Below are 20,684 nucleotides of genomic sequence, written 5' to 3'. Positions count from 1 at the left end.
GTGTGGGTACCGGGAGACTTTGGTCAGTTGGGTCAGGACGGTGCTATTGAGGTTCTTCAGGGCTGGTCCTCACGATCGCATCGGTGTTGGGGCCGGCTCAGCGCACGAGGTCCGTAGGGCCACGGGCGAAAGGTCACATGCGGCGATTTCTTGGTTTTTCACAGTGCCATTCCCGCGGGTGCGCGCGCCAGAGACGGATGGTTTTGGTCCTTCTGTGACACGCTCGCCGCGCAAGGCAACGGCCGCCGTGGCGGGCTACGGCGGCCGTTGCGGAATGGTTAAAAGGGGCGGCTACTTGACGCCGAATTCGACGGAATCCGTGGTCCACGCCCGGGCTTGATCGCTGAAAGTGACTCCCAACCCGGGACGATCAGGAACTATCATCCTTCCGTCCCTGGTTTCCAGTCGTTCGTTGAACAGGGGATCGAGCCAATCGAAATGTTCGACCCATGGCTCGCGAGGATAGGTCGCGGCCAGATGAAGATGAATCTCCATCGCAAAATGCGGGGCCAAATCCAGGCCTCTCTGGTCCGCCAGAGTCAGCAGCCTCTGGAATTGCGTCACACCTCCGACCCTGGGACAGTCCGGTTGGATGATGTCGCACGCGCGGTTGTCGATGAGGCGCTCGTGCTCCGCCACGGAAGCCAACATTTCGCCAGTGGCAATGGGGGTATCCAGTGATCGAGCCAGTTCCGCGTGTCCTTCGACGTCGTAGGCGTCCAAGGGCTCCTCGACCCACGTGAGGTCGAATTCTTCGAGGCGGCGCCCCATGCGCAGGGCCGTCCGTCTGTCCCATTGCTGGTTGGCGTCGACCATCAGCGGTACATCGGGACCGATGTGCTCTCTCACAGCGGCAACCCGGCGCAGGTCTTCCGCAGAATCCGGAAGGCCGACCTTGATCTTGATGCCGCCAATCCCCTCTTCGAGGGAACGAGTGGCACGGTCCTTGACCTCGCCGATCGAGGCGTTCAAGAACCCTCCGGAGGTGTTGTAGGTCCGCACCGCATCCCGGTGGGAGCCCAGCAGTTTCGCCAGAGGCAGCCCTGCCCTCTTCGCTTTGAGATCGTGGAGGGCAATATCGACCGCGGCCAGGGCCTGGGTCGCGACCCCGGAGCGTCCCACGGATGCCCCCGCCCAAAGCAACTTGGTGTAGATCCTGGCGATGTCGCTCGGGTCCTCGCCCAGAAGCCCTTCAGCGACCTCTTTCGCATGAGCGTACTGCGCCGGCCCGCCGGCTCGCTTCGAGTAGCTGAAGCCGAGCCCTTGGAGCCCTTGTACCGAGGTGATCTCAGCGAAAAGGAAGATCACCTCTGTCATGGGTTTTTGCCTGCCCGTGAAGACTTTGGCGTCGGAAATCGGCACCTCCAGCGGCAACCTGACGCTGGAGAGTGCTACGTGCCGGATCGAATCCTGAGAAGAGTTCATGGTGAGTTCCTATCGGTCGAGGGCCGGACGCTTGGCATCGAAGGTCCAACCGGGGACGAGATACTGCATCGAGGCAGCGTCGTCGCGCGTTCCCAATCCGTGCTCGAGGTACAACTGGTGAGCCGCTTCGAGCCGCTCGCGGTCGATCTCCACCCCCAGCCCCGGGGTATCCGGAACGCGGATTTGTCCTTCGGAAATCGTGAACGGGCGGGTGGTCACGTGCTGACCGTCCTGCCAGATCCAGTGCGTGTCCAAAGCCGTGATTTCGCCCGGTGCGGCAGCTCCGACCTGAGTGAACATTGCCAGCGAAATGTCGAAGTGGTTGTTGGAATGCGACCCCCACGTCAGTCCGAAATCGTGGCAGAGCTGTGCAACGCGTGTGGAGCCGGACATGGTCCAGAAATGCGGGTCCGCGAGCGGGATGTCGACGGACGCTTCCCGGATCGCGTGTGCCATCTCTCGCCAATCGGTCGCGATCATGTTGGTCGCGGTGCGCAGTCCCGTTGCACGGCGGAATTCCGCCATGACCTCTCGGCCCGAAAAACGGCCCTCGGCCCCGCATGGGTCTTCCGCATAGGCGATGTGGCCCGCCATTTCCCGTCCGTAGCGGACTGCATCCTCGAGCGGCCAACCACCATTGGGGTCGAGGGTGATTCGCGCCTCCGGGAATTCCTTGCTCAGGGCCTTGACGGTCTCGACCTCTTGGTCGCCCGGAAGGGCACCTCCTTTGAGCTTGAAGTCCTTGAACCCGTATTTCTGCTGAGCCGCTTTGGCGAGCTCGACGACGGACTCCGGCGTCACGGCCTCTTCTCGCCGCAACCGGTCCCAACCGGTCGCCGCAGGTTCCCGAAGATACGGAAGATCGGTCTTGTCCGGGTCTCCCACATAGAAGAGATACCCCAGCATCGGAACGCTGTCCCGCTGCTGGCCGTCGCCCAGAAGCTCGGCGACGGGAACGCCGAGAAATTGGCCGTTCACGTCCAGGAGCGCGGATTCCAGAGCGGTGACGGCGTGGATCGTGACGCGTTGGTCGAAGGTCTGATTCCCACGTCCGGCTACGTCCTGGCCCGCGAAGCGAGCAGCAACGTGGCGGAGGAGACTCTTGTACCGGGTGATCGGCTGGCCGGTCAGGAGCCCGGCCGCTTGCTCGATAGTGGACCGGATAGGCTCCCCACCGGGAACTTCGCCCAGGCCGGTGCGGCCTTCACTGTCCGTGATCACCACGATGTTCCGGGTGAAGAAAGGGGCGTGGGCTCCGGAGAGGTTGAGCAGCATCGAGTCGTGACCGGCGACCGGGATGACTTCGACCTGCTGGACGACGGGTGCGGAAGTAGGTGTCATGGCAATTTCCTCGCTTTCAGGCGGCTCACTTGCCGTCGATCGATTGGCTGACATCCCACGGGTTTGCATCCGTGGCCGGTGTGGGAAGCAGGTCCTGAGGGAAGTCCTGGTAAGCGACGGGCCGGAGGAAACGTTCGATGGCCAAGGTCCCCACGGACGTCGTGCGGGAATCGCTCGTGGCAGGGAAAGGACCGCCGTGCACCATGGCGTGTCCGACCTCGACTCCGGTTGGCCACCCTCCGTACAGGATGCGGCCTGCCAGATTCTCCAGTCGAGGCATCAGGGCGGCGACGTCGTCGTGGTCCGCCTCCGTCGCGTGGAGCGTCACGGTCAACTGGCCTTCGACCTTCGCCACGGCTTCCTGAAGTTGAGCCGGTTCCCGGTACCGGACGATCAACGAGGCCGCTCCGAAGATTTCCTTCTGCAACTCGGCGTTGACCAGGAGTGTTTCCGTATTCGTCTCGAACAGCACCGGTCCGGGAGCGTTGAAGCCCTGCCCGTCCTCTCCGCGGGCCACGATCTCGACGTCGCTCTGAGCCGACATGTGCTCGACTCCTTCGGTCCAGGATTGGGCGATCGAAGGGGTCAGCATGGTCTGGCCGACCGTGGCGTCCACGAGTTCGACAGCCCGAGAGACGAATTCGTCTCCCTCCGGGCCTTCCGGAACGAAAATCAGACCGGGTACGGTGCAGAGCTGCCCAGAAGACCCCGTGACGGAGCCGACGAAGCCCTCGGCCAGATCAGAGGCTGATTCCAGTGCACCGGGCAAGACAACCACGGGATTGATGGAGCTCATTTCCGCATATACGGGGATGGGCCGAGCGCGCTCGAAGGCGGTCCGGGCAATGGCCAATCCGCCCGAGCGGGAGCCCGTGAAGCCGACGGCCGTGATCCGCGGATCCGCGACGAGCTGCTGGCCGATCTTCGCGCCGGGGCCGTACACGAGAGAAAAGGCGCCCGCTGGCAGGTCCTGCTCCGTGATGGCTTCGTGGACCGCTTGGGCTACCAGCTCTGCCGTGCCAGGATGCGCGTTATGTGCTTTGAAGACCACGGGGCAACCCGCGGCCAGCGCCGAAGCGGTGTCTCCGCCGGCCGTTGAAAAGGCCAACGGGAAGTTGCTGGCCCCGAATACGGCCACAGGCCCCAGGGGGATCATGCGTTGCCGGATATCCGCCCGTGGAGCTGGTTCTCGCTCGGGCAGTGCGGGGTCGATCCGAACCCGGTGGAAGGACCCGGAGCGAACCACCGTCGCGAAGAGCCGAAGTTGATTCGAGGTCCTGGCCAGCTCGCCGTTGAGTCTTGCTTCGGTGAGTCCCGTCTCTTGCTTCGCGCGGTCGACGATGTCTTCCCTGCGATCCTCCAGGTTGGCGGCAATGCGATCCAAGAAGTCGGCTCGCGCCGTGGGATCCGTGGCGCTGTACCTCGGGAAAGCCTCGTGAGCGGCCCGAACCGCCGTATCGAGTTGGTCGGTGCCGATCAGCGAAAACACCGGTTCAAGGTGTTCTTCCGTGGCCGGATTGAGAGCTTTGATTTCTCCTTCGTTCCCGGGGACCCACTCGCCATTGATCAGTGAATTTCCGTTGAGGGTGTTGGTCATCGTGTCTCACCTTCCTGGGTGGTGCGAACGCGCGCGACGTTCGAGGTTTGAACCAGACGTTCGAGGTCGCTGAAATCGTGTGGTCTGAGGTCGTGCAAGGGCGGACGGACCGGACCGCATCCGCGTCCGACGATCTCGAGCCCGGCTTTGATGATCGAGACTCCATATCCTTTGCCGCGGTCCCTGATGTCGAGGTACGGCAGAACGAAGCTCCGCAGTTTTTCTTGGACCGAGGAATGATCGAGATTTCGGACATCGGCGTAGAACTCGAGAGCGAATTCCGGCGCGAAATTGAACAAGGCGGAGGAGTAGGTGCTGACGCCCATCTGCAGGAGTGGAAGTGCATAGGTTTCCGCCGTGGGGAGGCCCCCGAGGTAGAAGAGCCTGTCGCCGTTCAGGGCCGTGACCCGCGCGAGCTGCTCGATATTTCCGACAGCATCCTTGAATCCGATCAAATTCCGGTGCCTTTCGGCCAAACGGGCGATGGTTTCGGCGGAGTAAATCGCATTCGCGCGGTTGTACACGATGACGCCGATGTCGACCGAAGAGCACACCGCGGAGGCGTGTTCGAGCAGACCGTCTTGGTCGCATTCGGTCAGATAAGGAGGCAGCAGAAGAATGCCTTCGGCGCCGGCTTCTTCGGCGGCCTGGGCGCAACGGACCGCTTGTTTCGTTGATCCGGAGGCCGAGCCGAGCACAGGGACTTCCGGCCTGGTCGAATGAACCGCCCAATCCGTGACCTTGGCGTTCTCCTCGGGAGTGAGGCTGAATCCTTCGCCCGTTCCGCCGGCCGCGAAGAGACCTGCGACGCCGAAACTGGACTGCCATTCGATGTGGTTCCGGTAAGCGGCTTCGTCGAGCTCCCCGTCCTGTCCGAATGCCGTCGCGGGGAATGAGAGCAAACCATCCTTGAGATGGATTGCGAGCTCGTGGGGCGAGAACTGCGCCATGGGGACTCCTTCACGTTTCGTGCGTCGATGGGTGGAACTCATCGGAGTCTATGAACTGCGTCTCATGCATGTCCAAGTGCAATTATGCATATATCAATGCACTTCCGGTATCAATACGCTTCGCTTCACCGTGCCCAGTCCGGAGGCAGGGAATCCATGAGCTGCCGGAGTCGTATGGCGGTAGGTGTGGCTCGTTCTGCCAAAGTGATGAGCTGCAGCTCGACGATGTCCTTCCTCAAATCGTCGAATTGGCGGTACATGACGCCCGGGAAGTTCAATTTGGTCGCGGATTCCGGAACGAGGGCGATGCCGTGTCCGGCGGCCACCAGGCTAACCATCGTGGTGATTTGGCTCAGGGAATGGGAAACGTCCGCGTGGTCGATCTTGAAGTTCCTGACCACGAGGTCGTAGAAATACCGGGCTCCCTCCGCCGAGTGCATGATCAGCGGATGACCTGCGACGTCCTCGCGGTGCAGATGCCGCCCGGCCAGCAGCTCATGGCCATCTGGGGCCGCGAGGACCAGGCCCTCGGTGTGGATCGAGTCGGTTCTGAAGCCTTCCGACGGCATCGACAGCCGGCCGAGCCCCGCGTTAATCCGTCCGTCCTCGAGGGCCTCGAGCTGGCGGGACGTCACCATCTGGTGCAGATCGATCGCAACGCCGGGCATATGTTCCTTCAGGAGGGTCAGGAGGGGGCCCAGGGTCGTGAGTCCCGCGGCCGCCGTATACCCCAGGCTCAGGCGCCCCCGAAGCCCCTGGGATGCCTGGACGGCCGATTCCCCGGCACGAGTGACCGATGTCAGGATCAATCGGGCCTGGTCGAGGAAGGCCGACCCCGCCGCCGTGAGCTCAACTCTTCGGTGTGTTCTCAGAATCAACTGAGCACCCACGCTTTTCTCCAATTTCTGGATTTGGCGGCTGAGTGGAGGTTGGGTCATGGCAAGTTCTTCGGCCGCCCGGCCGAAATGCAAGTTTTCGGCGACGGCGACAAAGCATCTCAGCTGATCGAGAGTAAACATAGGCCTCCGAATGAGTGATGTCTTTTAGGTATTAGTTCATGCAAACCTAGTTATAGACAATATTGAAGCACAACTCATAAGCTCGACCCCAATGTGAACCAGAACACGAATTGACGCATCCGACCTGCTCTGGGGCTCTCGCCCGGGCGGCAGGGATTCGAAGGAGAATTTGATGCCCCTACTCATCGTGGCCGTTGCGGTGGCTTTGTTGCTCATCCTGATGACCAAGTTCAAGCTCAATGGTTTTGTGGCGCTGCTGATCGTCTCGGTATTGGTCGCAAGCTGGGGTGCTTTGTCGGGCGTGCTGACGCTCGACGACAAACCCGCCACGGTCGCCGACATACCCGACATCATCGGCAGCGGCATGGGTGGTCAGCTCGAAGAAACCCTCGCCGTCATCGGAATCGGTGCCATGATCGGCAGAATCCTCGGCGACGCCGGAGCGGCGCAAAGAATTGCCCTGCGCGTGGTGGACCTCTTGGGGGAGAAGCGCGTGCAGTGGGCCATGGTGGTCACATCCATGCTGATCGGCGTGACCATGTTCTACGAAGCTGCCTTCGTGATCGTGGTTCCGATCGCGTTCACGCTCGTCAGGGCGACACGGACCAACTTGCTGTGGGTCGGGCTCCCGATGTCCATTGCATTGTCGACCATGCATTCCTTCTTGCCACCACACCCGGGACCTACCGCGGCCGCGAGCATCTATCAGGCCTCTCCGGGGTTGGCGCTGCTCTACGGATTGTTCATCGCAGTTCCCGCCGGCGTGCTGGTAGCCATGGTGTGGCCCCGATTGCCCTTCGTGAAGAAGATCCAGCCCGAGATCCCTCGCGGCCTCATCTCGGAAAAGAGCTTCACGGACGAAGAGATGCCCAGTATGGGCCGCTCGTTGCTCGTTGCCCTTCTTCCCGTGATTCTCATCGCCGGCGCGGAAATCTACATCATGGTCGGGGAGGAAAGCTCGAGCCTGATGCAGTTCGTGACCTTCATCGGTTCGCCGACGGTCGCTCTGCTGATCTCGCTGCTCGTCGCCATCGTCGTCTTTGGTCCGATGAGCGGGAGGCCGTTGTCCGAGTTGGCCGTCTCCATGTCCGAATCCGCGCGGGCCATGGCCATGATCATTATGGTGATCGCCGCGGGCGGAGCATTCAAAGAGGTTCTGGTCTCCACCGGCATCGCGCAGTACATTGCGGACATGACCTCGGGTTGGCCGGTCCATCCGATCATTCTGGTGTGGTTGACCGCCGTAATTCTCCGAGTTGCCCTGGGCTCGGCATCGGTTGCCGTCACGACAGCCGCCGGAATCGCGGCACCGCTAGTCGCTTCGAGCGGAGTGTCCCCGGAGCTGATGGTCTTGGCCACTGCTTGTGGGTCGATCGCCGTGAGCCACGTCAACGATCCCGGCTTCTGGATGTTCAAGGAGTACTTCAACTTGTCGGTCGTGCAGACCCTCAAGGCCCGCACCACGTACACAACGGTTCTCTCGGTTCTGGGGCTGGGAGGAGTGCTGCTCATGAACCTGATCGTGTGAGGCTGGCCGGCCCCTACCATCCCGAGAGCACCTCGACCACATCTTGACACCGACCCGAAGGCGAAGCACATGGCCGCAGATACCACGATTTCAACCATCAGGATCACCCCAGTCGCCTTTTCGGACCCGCCCCTCCTGAACTCGGTGGGTGTTCACGAGCCATATGCGCTCCGTTCCATCATTGAAGTCGAAACGGCGTCGGGAATCACCGGTATCGGTGAGTCGTACGGCTCGGCCATCCACCTCTCACGACTTGATTTGGCCGCTCGCGCGCTCATCGGGGTCGACGCGGAGAGCCTGCTCGCGATGCGTTGCGCCGTTTCGCGCTCATTGACCGACGATCCTGTCCGCGGCGGAGACGGCATGGCCGGAATGGTCACAACGTCATCGACTCTTGATCGGGTCTACTCGCCCTTCGAAGTCGCCGCCCTGGACATCCAGGGGCAGAAGTTCGACGTTCCCGTCAGCAGCCTCCTGGGTGGTCTGGCGAGGGAAAGCGTCCCGTTCAGCGGATATCTCTTCTACAAGTGGTCGGCTCACCCCGGTATGGAACCGGATCAATGGGGAGAGGCGCTGAATGCGTCCCAAATAGTTACTCAAGCGGAGAAGATGGTGTCCGAATACGGTTTCACCGCGCTCAAACTCAAGGGCGGCGTCCTGAGGCCCGAGGACGAAGCCGAAACCGTGGAGGCATTGGCAGAGAGATTCCCGGACATGCCCCTTCGGATCGACCCCAATGCGGCCTGGTCCGTGAATACCGCGATCAGAATCGGCAATCGACTCGAGGGAAAGCTCGAATATCTCGAAGATCCCGCTCCTGGACTGGACGGAATGGCCGAGGTCCGGAGCTACGTTCCGATGCCGCTCGCGACGAATATGTTCGTCGTCGCCTTCGAGCACATCCCGGAATCCGTGAGCCGGGAGGCCATCGACATCATCCTGTCCGACCCACATTTCTGGGGCGGCCTGGAACAGACCAAACTTCTGGCCGGAATAGCGTCCACGTTCGGCATGAGTCTGTCCATGCACTCGAACTCCCATCTGGGAGTCAGCCTGGCCGCGATGCTGCATGCGGCCGGTGCGACACCCAATATCGATTACGCCTGTGATACGCACTGGCCCTGGAAGAAGCCCGAGGACGACGTCGTATCGGGAACGCCGTTCACTTTTGAAAGCGGCGCCGTCTCGGTGCCGACGGGTGCCGGACTTGGTGTTTCGCTGGACCACGAGAAACTGTCGCGTCTGCACGAGCAGTATGTGAAGGCCGAGATGCTAGAACGAGACGACACCGGCTATATGCAGACGTACAACCCAACTTTCGATCCCAGTATGGGGCGTTGGTAGAAGGCGAGGCGGCGGACCTCGCGGTACGGAATCGAGGTGCGCGCCCAGGACTTCCAGAGGGGCGAAGAGCCGAAATATGCCCGTACGTCGCCGCAACATGAAGGTGATAACAGCCACTCCGCCCGATGGGAATGAGCACAGGACTGGGTGGGTCCAACCTGACAGTTGCGTGATGTTCGATATCCTGAGGAAGCCGTAGGGACCGGTCATCTCCGATGATTGTCGCTTCTCCGCGGATGACAGACCAGCCAAGACGGCAGCGAGCTCCGGGGCACGCTTCTGGGCGGTCCCTTTGGTCCGAACTGAAGCCGAAATCGCGTGGTGCGTGAAACCTGGGGTATACGGAATATGCTTGATCCGTCTTGGAAAGTATTTACCCTTGCCCATCGGAGTTCAGAGATTTGCACAAGTTGAAAGAGGCCGACTCCCTTCAGTCGTCCGCGGTCGGTCAGTCCGTGGCGTGGGGCAAGGTCATTCTTTTCGGGGAGCACTCGGTGGTCCACGGGCATCCCGCAATTGCGTTCCCGCTGCCGCAGGTCGGCCTGACGGCCACCGCAACCCCGTCTCCGGGACCGCTGTGGCTCACGGTTGACATCTACGACGGCCCGCTCGCCAGCGCGCCCCCGATGCTCGCCCCGCTGGGAGCGACGATCACCGCAACCCTCGAGCTCATCGGGCATCGCCAGCAAGGTCTCCACATCACATGCATCGGAGACTTCCCGCTCGAGCGCGGACTTGGTTCCAGCGCCGCGGGAGCGGCCAGTATCGCAAATGCGATTCTCGACCTGACCGGAAACGACCTCCCGCGTTCCGTCCGCCACGGACTCGTCCAGACCGGCGAGAGGGTGGCCCACGGAAACCCCTCGGGGCTGGACGCGTATACCGTCCTCAGCCGCTCGCCCATCTGGTTTCAGGCCGGCATCGCAGAGAATATTGAGGTGAATCTGGGGGCACCGATTGTCGTCGCCGATTCGGGCCAGCCCGGTGACACCCACTCGGCCGTCGGCGCCGTGACGGAAATGCGCCGGACCAACCCGGGCGACGTCGCTCGATACTTCGAGACGATCCGCGACCACACGGTTGCGGCCCGCGAGAATCTCAAGAATGATGAGCGCGAGGCGCTCGGACGCCGTATGAACGAGGTTCACGAGGCCCTGCGCGAACTATCGGTCTCAAGCCCGCATCTGGATCAACTGGTTCGATCCGCTCGCGATGCCGGAGCCCTCGGGGCGAAGCTGACCGGCGGGGGCCGCGGGGGCTGCGTCATCGCCCTTGCGCGGGATTTCCAGCACGGCGAAGAGCTGGCCACGGAACTTCGGCAGGCCGGGGCGCTGCAAACCTGGAACCTGAACCCAGAGGAGTTCGAGCAGTGACCCTTGCCCGCGCGACGGCCGTGGCCCACCCGAATCTCGCCCTCATCAAATACTGGGGAAAGCGGGACGAGGAGCGGGTGCTCCCCTGGACCGGAAGCCTGTCATTGACTTTGGACGTTTTCCCGACGAAGACCTCGGTCACGCTCGACCCGTCATTGGACGAGGACCGTTTCTTCCTCAACGGGTCGGAAGTCTCCGGGACACCATTGACCCGTGTCCGTACATTCCTGGATCTGGTTCGGGAGAAGTCCGGTCGCAGTGCCCGAGCCACCGTCGAATCCCGGAATTCCGTTCCGACCGGCGCGGGACTGGCCTCCAGCGCCTCCGGATTCGCGGCTCTCGCGACTTCGGCGAGCCAGGCCTACGGGCTGCCCACCGACACCGTGTCCCTTTCCCGCTTGGCCCGCCGAGGCTCAGGATCCGCTTGTCGCTCCGTCCTCGGAGACCTGGCAGTCTGGCGTGCCGGCGAAGGATCCGGCGACGAAGCCGATGCAGCATCTTATGCGGAACAGATTCCCGGTCCTCGGCTCGCCATGGTCATCGCCGTGGTCTCAGCAGCGCAGAAGTCCATTTCCTCGCGGGTCGCGATGCGCGAGACCGCGCGGACCTCATCCTTTTTCGACGGTTGGGTATCCGGCACCACGCAGGATCTGACGGCGATGATCGCCGCGCTCGCTGACGGCGACTACACCCGAGTGGGCGAGTTGACCGAGTCCAACGCCCTGCGCATGCACGCCGCGATCAACGGTGCACGGCCGCCCATCCGCTACCTTGCTCCGACCTCAATTGAACTGTTCGACGCCGTGGCACAGTTCCGTGCCGACGGTTTGGAGGTCTACGGGACCGCGGATGCCGGACCCAACGTGGCCATCCTCTGCCGGGACGAAGACCTCGAAAAGACCCATCAGGCACTTTCGGATCGGTTCCCCGATCTGGAACTCATTCCGGCGCGCTCCGGTCCGGGTGCGCACCTCGTGGAGGATGCATGATCCTGTCAGAGGCGCCCGGCAAGCTTTACGTCGTGGGAGAGTACGCCGTCGTCGAGCCCGGTCACCGAGCGATTCTGATTGCGGTGGATCGTTATGTCAGCGTCGAGGCGCGCTCCGCGGAAGAGGTCGGGGTTCTCTTCTCGACCGCCAGTGACCAGCCCCTGACGTGGAGACACTCCGGAAACGTGGTCGAGTTCGACGAGGACACGGCCGGTTTCTACCGTTATCTCGTGGCCGCCCTGCAGACGGTCGAGAGACTTCGTCGCGAACGCGGGCTCGAGGCGAAGCACTACGAGCTGCACGTCAGCAGCCATCTCGACGACGCCGCAACCGGAACCAAATTCGGCCTCGGATCCTCTGGGGCGGTGACTGTGGCAGCGGTCGGTGCTATCGGGTGCATCTACGGTTTGAACCTCAGCCCGGAGAAGATCTACCGCCTTGCCATGATCGCGACCATGCAGGTCACGCGCACGACCTCGGGCGGTGACATCGCAGCGAGTTCACTCGGCGGATGGGTCTCCTACGCATCGCCGGACCGCGAATGGCTGTTCGAGGCTTCGCTCGAACGTGACGTCGAGGATCTCCTCGCCATCGAGTGGCCGGGGCTGTGCCTCGACCGTCTGGACGGGCTAGATCGCGATGATGAGGACCGTGCGGCTGCCTACACCGCGAGCTTCGCGTCATCGACAGCTGTCGAATCTCCCGCTGAGTCGCCGCTGACGGTGCGGGTCGGATGGACCGGTGAGCCGGCGGACACCCCGGAACTCGTGGGCCGCTTGCGGAAGAAGACGGCGCTCCCGTCGGACTTGCTGCGACGCTCCGATGCGCAGGTCGAGGCGCTTGAAAAGGCTTTGACCAGCGGAAACATTGAAAATTTGAGTGAAATTGTGGCCGAAGCCCGCACGATTCTGGGAGAATTGGCGAGGCAGCGGGACAGTGTTATCGAAACCCCTGAATTGACCGCGCTCGTGGAATCGGCGCTGAGATCCGGTTGGGCGGCCAAGTCCTCAGGCTCAGGCGGCGGAGATTGCGGAATCGCGATCGGTCCGGCGGGCAGTGACGACCGTGAGTTGGAAAGGGCTTGGATCAAAGCCAATATACGTCCGTTGCCTCTGCGCGTTTCGTCACGAGGGCAGAAAATCCTGGCGGATTCCATCCGTTCCACCAACCCGAGGGACTCAGCATGATCAGTAACCGCAAGGATGACCATCTGAACTTCGCCGCAGCCCAGCAGCGTGAGGAGGGGGCGCGGACGGACTGGGACGAGGTCCGCCTGCTTCACCACGGGCTGGCCGGAATCGACGCGAGCGACGTCGATATCTCTACCTCGCTGCCAGGCGATATCCGCTGGTCCCTTCCGTTTTACATCAACGGCATGACCGGCGGGACCGAAACAACCGGTAAGGTCAACGCCGCGCTGGCCGAGGCAGCGGCCGAAACGGGCATCGCGATGGCGACCGGTTCGATGAGCATCTACCTCCGCGACGAAAGTGTGCTTCCGACCTTCCGTGTGCTCCGTGACAAGAACCCTCATGGCTTCGTGATGGGCAACCTCAGCGCGGACGCCACCCCGGCGCAGGCGCGTCGCGTCGTCGAGGCCCTTGAAGCAAATGCCCTTCAAATCCACATCAATTCGGTTCAGGAGACCGTGATGCCGGAAGGCTCGCGCGGTTTCGGATCCTGGGCGGAGAACATTGCGTCCGTCGTCGAGTCGACGCCCGTTCCGGTGATCGTCAAGGAGGTTGGCTTCGGAATGTCTCGCGAGACCATCGCCCGCCTTGCGGAACTGGGCGTGAGCATCGCTGACGCGGCCGGAAACGGTGGAACCAATTTTGCCCGGGTTGAAAATGACAGACGCGCGGGCAAAGACTATGCTTTCCTGGCTGACTTCGGCCAGTCCGCCGCCGCATCGCTGCTGGACGCGACGACGCTTCCGGCGGAGACCCCGCGCCCGGCGTTGTTGGCTTCCGGCGGAGTGCGGCACCCCTACGACGTGATCCGGGGTCTTTCCCTCGGAGCGCGAGCGGTAGGAGTTGCGGGGACCTTCTTGCACACGGTGTTGGGGGAGTCAGGGGTCGAGGCGAACTCCGCGGGAACCAAACGCCTTATAGAGCAGGTCAACGACTGGCGGGACCGCCTTACCGAGATGTATGCGATGTTCGGTGCGGCCACGACCCGACAACTCGGCGAAACCGACGTGATGATCGGCGGCGAACTCGCCGAGACGGCCCGATTGCGGGGCGTGAATCTCGAGTTCCTGGCGAACAGGCGCAGCATTAGACGATGACCGGAGGAAATATGCACGAGCCGTTTCAGACACCTATCCCGACGCAGTGGATCGGGCCGATCCGTGTGTCCGGGAACGTGATCGGAAACGAAGAGGTCGAGGTTCCCCTCGCGACCTACGAAACGCCCCTGTGGCCCTCGGTCAAAAGAGGATCCAAGATTTCTCGGATGGTCGAAGGCGGGATCCGCGCGACTTTGGTCGACGACCGCATGACCCGCTCGGTGTACTTCGAAGCGCCCGACGCCGGAGCGGCTCACCGTGTGGCTCGTGAATTGGACGCGCGACGGGACGACCTCCAGGCCGTCGTGTCCCAGGCGTCTCGGTTCGCGAAGCTCATCGACCTGCACTTCCAGTACGCAGGCAATCTTCTGTACGTCCGTTTCGACTTCACCACGGGCGACGCGTCCGGTCACAACATGGTCACCCTCGCGGCCGACAACCTCATGCCCTGGATTCTTCAGGAATACCCCGAACTCGAGTACGGGTCGATTTCCGGGAACTTCTGCTCGGACAAGAAGCCCACGGCGGTCAACGGCATCCTGGGGCGCGGCAAGAACGTCGTGACCGAAATCGTGATCCCGCGGGACGTCGTCGTGCGTCATCTCAAGACCACACCCGAGCAGGTCGCGGACCTCAACGTGCGGAAGAACCTCATCGGTACCAACCTGGCCGGCGGTCTGCGTGCGGCCAACGCGCACTACGCCAATATGCTCTTGGCGTTTTACCTTGCCACGGGGCAGGATGCGGCCAATATTGTGGAAGGTTCGCAAGGGGTGACTACTGCCGAAGTCCGAGACGGCGACCTGTACTTCTCCTGCAATCTCCCCAACCTGATTGTGGGGACTGTCGGTAATGGCAAGGGTGCAGGTCTGACCGTTGTCGAGGACAATTTGCAGAAGCTGGGCTGCCGTGAGGATCGGGAGCCCGGCGCGAATGCCCACCGTCTCGCGGTTCTATGTGCCGCGTCGGTCTTGTGCGGGGAGCTTTCCCTGATGGCCGCTCAGACTAATCCCGGTGAGCTCATGGCAGCGCACGTGAAGATTGAAAGGAATCAGTAGTTGAGCACAGAAACCACGGAAAATCCGCAGGCGGGGGCCGCGCACGGCACCGTCCCGAGCGGAATCCAAGACATCGCCTTCGCAACCGGTCACTACTCCTTCGATCTCGCGCATCTTGCCGAGAAGCAGGACATCGACGTCAACAAGTACTACATCGGGATCGGCCAGGAGACCATGAGTCTGACCGCCGAGGACGAGGATACCGTGACCATGGGGGCCGCGGCGGCCCAACGCATCATCGACCGCAACGGTACCGAGGGGATTCGTACCCTGCTGTTTGCGACCGAGTCGGGAATCGACCAGTCCAAGTCGGCCGGCGTCTACGTGCACGGTTTGTTGAACCTTCCGCGCGAGGTTCGCACCATCGAGACCAAGATGGCCTGTTACGGCGGAATCGGCGCGCTCCAGATGGCGCTCGGCATCGTGGCCAGGAACCCTGAGGAAAAGGTTCTGGTCATCGCGTCGGACGTCGCCCGATACGACGTGGACACGTCCGGCGAGCCCACGCAGGGAGCTGCCGCCGTCGCGTTCCTGGTGCAGGCTAACCCGGATATTTTGGCGATCGAACCTGCCCAGGGCGTGTACACGCTGGACGTTCAGGACTTCTGGCGTCCGAACCATCGCAACACTGCCCTCGTGGATGGAAAGTTCTCCGTGGGAGCGTACTTGGATGCGTTGGTGGGGGCGTGGAATGACTACCGTGCACACGGCGGCGTCGGCTTCGATGACATCAACTGGTTCTGCTATCACCAGCCCTTCACCAAGATGGCGGTCAAGGCGCACGTTCGGTTGACCGAAGAAGCCGGGACGCCGCTGGAGAAGGCCGAAGCTGCCGCCGCACTGGCCCCGACCTTCGGATACAACAAGCAACTCGGCAACAGCTATACCGCCTCGATTTTCTTGGGATTCCTGGCTTTGCTGGATTCGGACGAGGAGATTGCCGGTCAGCGAGTCGGCTTCTTCTCCTACGGATCCGGCGCGGTCTCCGAATTCTTCGTGGGTGTGATCCAGCCCGACTATCGCGATCACCTCCGCGCCGAGGAACATCAGGCAATCCTGGACGCACGCGAGCCCGTCGACTACGACCAGTACCGGGCCCTGCACCCGGGGACCATGGTCCAGCCGCTCGACAATTACAAGACCCAGCGGCAGACCGAGTCCCCGTTCCGCTTTGAGGGCGTCGACGAGGGATCGCGGATCTACGGCAAGTCGTAATCGGTTCACAGGCTCCCCCGACGATGCGGCAACGATTCGTTGTCCGTAGTTCGAAAGCCGGGGAGGGGCCGTTCGGGAGGGGCGGTGGGTGCGGTTGTTCAACCTTATCCACTGCCCCTCTTAGCCGGTTCGGCGTTGATCAGGACTTGATGATGCCGAGCGGCACCGCGCTCAAGTCCGGATTCTTCCCACCGTGCGCAGCCCACAAGGGTCCGGGATTCCGGCGTCAGTCGCACGCGCGTGCGAATTCGAGACCGCCGATGGTTCCCTCTGCGAAGACGTCGAGACGGCCTGAACCCAGACGTGAAAAAGTTGCGTAAGCTGAAAGGTGTCTGGGAGATGCGGATATGGCAGAGGGCCGGGAGCGACGTCGGCGAGGCGATGGCGGCCTACGGTAAGGACGGCGTGGTCTGTGCGGCTGTCGGCGCCAATATGGCGAGGGCACTGAGACCCTTGCGCACTCATGTGGCAGCACGCACTCCTTGGACGGACCTGGACCGGCTCCAGCCTGCCGCCGCAGCGAATTAGCATCTGACAACAACTCAAAGAAGCCCGCGTATGTGCCAAGCATGCGCGGGCTTCTTCATCTCTCCGGCGTATAGGCTCTCCCCGATGACATTCTTCTCCGAGGCCGCTCTATCGAACAGTTTGTAGTCATCTCGGTGCGAACTGAAGGATACCGGCACGTCCCCGCTCCTTCTCGCCCAGGGTCGGTTGTTCGTTGACCAGCGCAATAACGCTCGGCTGCTCTTCCGGGATCCGAAAGTGCATGCGCTGCACCCCGGCTGATCCCGGTCCGTTCGAGAATCCGCGACCATGTTGCGGATGGAAGCGGGCCGGAACCTGCGTGACGGCGACTTCGGCCGAGGGGGGGAACGTTCGAATCGCTCTTAGCCGCCGACAACCAAGGGGAACACGGCCCGAGCGGTTCCGGCGATGGCGGCCTTCTGACCGGTGGTGTCATCCGTACGCTGTGACTTGGTGAAGACCGACATGATGACTGGAGCACCCTGCTTTGGCCAGATGACGGCGACGTCGTTGGACTCGCCGTGGGTGCCGGATCCCGTCTTGTCGCCGGTGAGTGTTCCCTCCGGGAGGCCCGCACGGATCTGTTCGGCGCCGGTTGTCGATTCTTTCATCCACCCGACGAGTTTGTCCCGCCCGGAGGCAGCCAGTGCGTCGCCGAGGGTCAGTCGGTTCAAGGTCTCGGAGAACGCGGCAGGAGTCGTCGTGTCGAGGGTGCCGGAGGCATCGTTGAGGTCGGGCTCGATCCGGTCGAGTCTGGTCGTGACATCGCCTGTGGACCGGACGAAAGCGGTGACGGTCTCGGGGCCTCCGCACTGCTCCAGCAGGAGGTTCGACGCCGTGTTGTCGCTGACCGTCAGAGCCGCTGCGCAGAGTTCCTCGACGGTCATGCCGCCCTCCAGATGCTGGCTGGTCACGGGTGCATAAGGAAGCAGGTCGTCCTGCGTGATGGTCAGCCTCTTGCCCAGCAACTGCGGATCATCGGCCGCCAGGTCGAGCACCGTGGCAGCCACGAGAACCTTGCTCACGGAGCAGAGCAGGAATGGCTGCCGGTCCCGGTAGCCGAAACAGGCGCCGGTCGACGTGTCGAATGCGTGGACGCCGATCTCTCCGTCGAGTCCGCGCTCGAGTTCACGGATCCTGGATACCACGTCGGGCCGTTGCGTGCTGTCCGGCGCCTGTCCCACGCCCGGAGTCGAAGCGCCGGCGGCGGTCGCGATCAGCGCCGCAGGGACCGCGGCGGCGGCTCCCGCCAGCACGGTTCGCCGGCTCATGCCGCTCGAGGCGGCCTTTCGGTCGATGGATCGGGCGGAATGTTCCTTGGGGCGGGACAATGACATAGTCAACCTTTCTCTGACATTTCACGGGGCTCGAGGTCAAGAGGGTAGGAACCACTGCTACAGGCGTTCATATCGTTCAGGCTTACCAGGGAAAACGGCCCATCCGCCAGGCCTGGCAGTCTCACCCGACCGAGCGCAGGGGCAACCGACGCACGACGTCGTCGTGTTGGGGCGGCACGCGGTGCCTCTGAGCACGTTCGATCTGACCCGTATGAATCAGCTCCTGCAGGTGTTCCAGACGGGCGGCAGTCGTCGAGTCCTCGGGCTGTTGGATCGAGAGAGCGAGCCTTCGGTCCTCCTGCACGACTAGGGTCAGATTGCTCAGGCGCAAGCTTCCCACCCAGGGGTTGTCCACGGTCTTGACGTGATTGGCCTCCCGCACCACGTCACCGGAATCCCAGAGCCTGCGGAATTCCGTGTGCGTCCGTAGCCTGTTCAGGTGCTCCACCCAATCCGGGTGCTCGGGCGACTCGCCGAACGACGCGCGCAGCTTGGCCACGAGAATCCTAAGCTGCTCGGGATCATTCCGGTAGGCGTTCTGCCACGTTCGGTTCTCCAGGAGCTGGTGGACGCAGGATCGATCCGTTGCCTCGTCAGCATCCTCGATCAGAAAGCGGAAAGCGGGATTGTAGACGCGCCACCGATAGAGCTCATCGTGAACCATGGCCGGGTACGGCATGGCCTTGTCCAGCATTGCGCGAAGCCTGTCATCGATGATGCTCGTGCCCGGGCGCTGGGCCTGCGCCGGGTAGCCGCCCAGCCTGAACAAGTGCGCGCGCTCCTCGGGTTCGAGCAAGAGCGCGTCCGCGATAGCGGTCAGGACGTCCACGGAAGCATGCACTTCGCGCCCCTGCTCGAGCCACGTGTACCAAGTGGTACCGACGTGGGCCAGAACCGCCACCTCCTCACGGCGCAGACCTGGCACGCGCCGTCGCGGCCCGCACGGCAGGCCGACGTCCCGAGGCTTCAGCCGATCTCGACGACTGCGCAGGAACGCACCCAACTCGTGGTTGCTCAGTTCCCCGCGGTTCGTGCTTGTCATGAGAACATTCTTGCAAGATCGTGAACCAGGAAGAAACCCCTCAACCTGGTAGCGGCACTACCAGCATCGTCCAGCACTGCCATTCCCTCCTCGCCTGCCGCACGGTTGAGGCATGAACAAACCAATCCTCTGGCCGCTGCACCTGGCGGCCCTGCTTTCAACTTTCGTCTTTTCCCTGGGATCCATCACCGCTCCCCAGATGAAGGAATCACTCGCCGCCGATGACGCTCAGAGCGCGCTCATGGTCGGCATCTTCGCCGCCGCGTTCGCCTCCGGGATCATCTACTGCGGTCGGTTGGGGGACAAATTCGGACGACGCCGCCTGTTCATCATTGGCATGCTGGGACTCGCCGTGTGCTCCGTCGCCGTAGCCTGCGCATGGAGTCCCAGTTCTGCCATCACGGCGCGGGTGGCGCAAGGATTTGCTGCCGCCGGGATGATGCCGCAAATCCTCTCGATCATCCAGGCCACCGTCTCCGGAGCGGCTCGGACCCGGGCGGTCGGGATATACACCGCCGCTGCCGGTGTCGGCACCGTGGCCGGTCAGGTCATCGGCGGGTTCCTGGTATCCGCGGGGGGACCTGAACTCGGGTGGCGGTTGGCATTCGCCGTGTTCGCCGTACTCTGCGTCCTCGCCGGGCTGAACGCATTCCGCTTGCCTTCCGACAGCGGAAATCCGGGGCTGGGGACCGACCCGGCTGGGGCTGTCCTGTTATTGACCACGCTCGGCGGCTTGATCATCGGACTCTCATTGGGACCGAAGGCGGGATGGCCCACCTGGTGCCTGGCTTTGATGGTTCTTGCGTTCGTGGCATTTGTCGGGCTGATCATGCAACAGAGAGCGACCGCTCGCGGAGGAGGACACCCTCTGTTGCCTCCGGAAGTGCTTCGTGCCCGGCCCCTGGTGATCGGCGGGACCATGGCGATGGTGTTCTTCGGCGGATATGGGGCATGGACGTTCAATTACGCCGTGCTCACCCAATCCGGACGGGGCGACCCCGCCTGGTTGTCCGGAACCGTGCTTGTCCCCTTCTGCCTGGCCTTCCTCCTGGCCTCGTTGCAGTACCACCGCATCACCGCCCGGCTGGGCGGGCCCGGAACCATGCTGCTCGGCGCGGCTCTCCAAGGGATCGGTCTGATCGGGGTGGGGCTGGTTTCCCTGATCTCCGACGCCGGCTGGGAATGGTGGTTCCAGGTTCCCGCCGTCGTCCTAGGGGTCGGTCAGGCCCTGCAATTCGGACCCTTGGTGTCCACTGTGATGGCGGAAGTTCCGGAGCGCGTCGGCGGGCTGACGGGCGGATTGATCTCGACGATGCAACAGACGGGGATCGCGGCCGGAGTCGCCACGATCGGCGCGGCCTATGCATGGTTTCAGTCTCTGTTCACGTCCACCCAGGCCTTCGGTATCGTCGCCATCGTCCAGCTGGTACTGGTAGCGGGATTCGGGGTGGGCGCCCTCGTGCTTAGACGCGTCTCCAGGAAAGCTGCGTACGAGGCTCCGGCCCCGGAGGATCATGGCCCCAGGGCCGCGTCGCGGAGCGCGGCACTGCCGGATGCCACATCCGAGCAGGGCAGCACTGCAGCGAGGTACGAGGACGTCGCAGCAGCGCTGACACGGACCGATCAGAGGTCTTGCCGTCTCTGAACGGGG

The 20,684-nt window shown here is 62.9% G+C and carries 17 protein-coding genes; 10 read left to right on the top strand and 7 right to left on the bottom strand.

Translation table 11 applies throughout. The annotated features are described in order from the left end of the window. Window positions 1-291: 291 nt before the first annotated feature. The 5 genes from EWV35_RS07735 to EWV35_RS07715 all read right to left on the bottom strand — a co-directional run bounded on the left by EWV35_RS07735 (window position 292) and on the right by EWV35_RS07715 (window position 6,332). Window positions 292-1,425: an L-talarate/galactarate dehydratase gene (locus EWV35_RS07735; protein WP_129660147.1), complete on the bottom strand. Its 1,134-nt coding sequence runs from the start codon at window positions 1,423-1,425 to the stop codon at window positions 292-294. A gap of 9 nt (window positions 1,426-1,434) precedes the next feature. Beyond that, the gene (locus tag EWV35_RS07730) at window positions 1,435-2,766 is read right to left on the bottom strand and encodes an enolase C-terminal domain-like protein (protein ID WP_129660144.1); all 1,332 of its coding nucleotides are present in this window, start codon (window positions 2,764-2,766) and stop codon (window positions 1,435-1,437) included. Between the two features lie 25 nt (window positions 2,767-2,791). Then, the gene (locus tag EWV35_RS07725) at window positions 2,792-4,363 is read right to left on the bottom strand and encodes an aldehyde dehydrogenase (NADP(+)) (protein ID WP_129660141.1); all 1,572 of its coding nucleotides are present in this window, start codon (window positions 4,361-4,363) and stop codon (window positions 2,792-2,794) included. Further along, entirely contained in the window at window positions 4,360-5,313 is a 954-nt protein-coding gene (kdgD, locus tag EWV35_RS07720) for a 5-dehydro-4-deoxyglucarate dehydratase (protein ID WP_129660138.1), read from the bottom strand. The genes EWV35_RS07725 and kdgD overlap by 4 nt, the downstream gene beginning before the upstream one ends. 125 nt (window positions 5,314-5,438) lie before the next feature. Then, window positions 5,439-6,332 (bottom strand): LysR family transcriptional regulator, encoded by an 894-nt coding sequence (locus EWV35_RS07715; RefSeq protein WP_129660135.1) that lies wholly within the window; start codon window positions 6,330-6,332, stop codon window positions 5,439-5,441. Between the two features lie 172 nt (window positions 6,333-6,504). Here EWV35_RS07715 and EWV35_RS07710 point away from each other — a divergent pair, with 172 nt between their 5' ends. The 9 genes from EWV35_RS07710 (at window position 6,505) to EWV35_RS07670 (ending at window position 16,654) form a co-directional block, all read left to right on the top strand. Further along, a complete protein-coding gene (locus tag EWV35_RS07710; protein ID WP_129660132.1) occupies window positions 6,505-7,860 on the top strand; it encodes a gluconate:H+ symporter in 1,356 nt (451 codons plus the stop codon). A gap of 69 nt (window positions 7,861-7,929) precedes the next feature. Then, on the top strand, window positions 7,930-9,204 hold the full coding sequence (locus EWV35_RS07705; protein WP_129660129.1) for a glucarate dehydratase family protein: 1,275 nt from the start codon (window positions 7,930-7,932) through the stop codon (window positions 9,202-9,204). A 401-nt stretch (window positions 9,205-9,605) separates the two neighbouring features. Beyond that, window positions 9,606-10,577 carry a mevalonate kinase gene (mvk, locus tag EWV35_RS07700; protein ID WP_165168446.1) on the top strand — a complete coding sequence of 324 codons (972 nt, stop codon included), beginning with the start codon at window positions 9,606-9,608 and terminating at the stop codon, window positions 10,575-10,577. Then, on the top strand, window positions 10,574-11,566 hold the full coding sequence (mvaD, locus tag EWV35_RS07695; RefSeq protein ID WP_165168444.1) for a diphosphomevalonate decarboxylase: 993 nt from the start codon (window positions 10,574-10,576) through the stop codon (window positions 11,564-11,566). Before mvk ends, mvaD begins: the two co-directional genes overlap by 4 nt. Beyond that, window positions 11,563-12,753, top strand: coding sequence for a phosphomevalonate kinase (locus tag EWV35_RS07690; protein ID WP_129660121.1), 1,191 nt, complete (start codon window positions 11,563-11,565; stop codon window positions 12,751-12,753). The genes mvaD and EWV35_RS07690 overlap by 4 nt, the downstream gene beginning before the upstream one ends. Then, window positions 12,750-13,853 carry a type 2 isopentenyl-diphosphate Delta-isomerase gene (fni, locus tag EWV35_RS07685; protein WP_129660118.1) on the top strand — a complete coding sequence of 368 codons (1,104 nt, stop codon included), beginning with the start codon at window positions 12,750-12,752 and terminating at the stop codon, window positions 13,851-13,853. The genes EWV35_RS07690 and fni overlap by 4 nt, the downstream gene beginning before the upstream one ends. Beyond that, window positions 13,850-14,911, top strand: coding sequence for a hydroxymethylglutaryl-CoA reductase (locus tag EWV35_RS07680; protein ID WP_238654287.1), 1,062 nt, complete (start codon window positions 13,850-13,852; stop codon window positions 14,909-14,911). Before fni ends, EWV35_RS07680 begins: the two co-directional genes overlap by 4 nt. After that, a complete protein-coding gene (locus EWV35_RS07675) occupies window positions 14,912-16,126 on the top strand; it encodes a hydroxymethylglutaryl-CoA synthase (RefSeq protein WP_129660115.1) in 1,215 nt (404 codons plus the stop codon). 339 nt (window positions 16,127-16,465) lie between these two features. Then, window positions 16,466-16,654 (top strand): hypothetical protein, encoded by a 189-nt coding sequence (locus EWV35_RS07670; RefSeq protein WP_238654285.1) that lies wholly within the window; start codon window positions 16,466-16,468, stop codon window positions 16,652-16,654. 362 nt (window positions 16,655-17,016) lie between these two features. Here EWV35_RS07670 and bla read toward each other — a convergent pair whose 3' ends face one another. Then, window positions 17,017-17,991 carry a class A beta-lactamase gene (bla, locus tag EWV35_RS07665; RefSeq protein WP_129660109.1) on the bottom strand — a complete coding sequence of 325 codons (975 nt, stop codon included), beginning with the start codon at window positions 17,989-17,991 and terminating at the stop codon, window positions 17,017-17,019. A gap of 121 nt (window positions 17,992-18,112) precedes the next feature. Further along, a complete protein-coding gene (locus tag EWV35_RS07660; protein ID WP_129660106.1) occupies window positions 18,113-19,033 on the bottom strand; it encodes a helix-turn-helix transcriptional regulator in 921 nt (306 codons plus the stop codon). A 112-nt stretch (window positions 19,034-19,145) separates the two neighbouring features. Here EWV35_RS07660 and EWV35_RS07655 point away from each other — a divergent pair, with 112 nt between their 5' ends. Beyond that, window positions 19,146-20,678 (top strand): MFS transporter, encoded by a 1,533-nt coding sequence (locus EWV35_RS07655; RefSeq protein ID WP_129660103.1) that lies wholly within the window; start codon window positions 19,146-19,148, stop codon window positions 20,676-20,678. The last annotated feature ends 6 nt before the right edge of the window (window positions 20,679-20,684 follow it).

It is taken from the genome of Rothia uropygialis, assembly GCF_004137765.1.
Taxonomy (GTDB): domain Bacteria; phylum Actinomycetota; class Actinomycetes; order Actinomycetales; family Micrococcaceae; genus Rothia.
The sequence above is the reverse complement of the archived record's forward strand: the minus strand, read 5'-3'. Positions and strand labels throughout refer to the sequence as shown.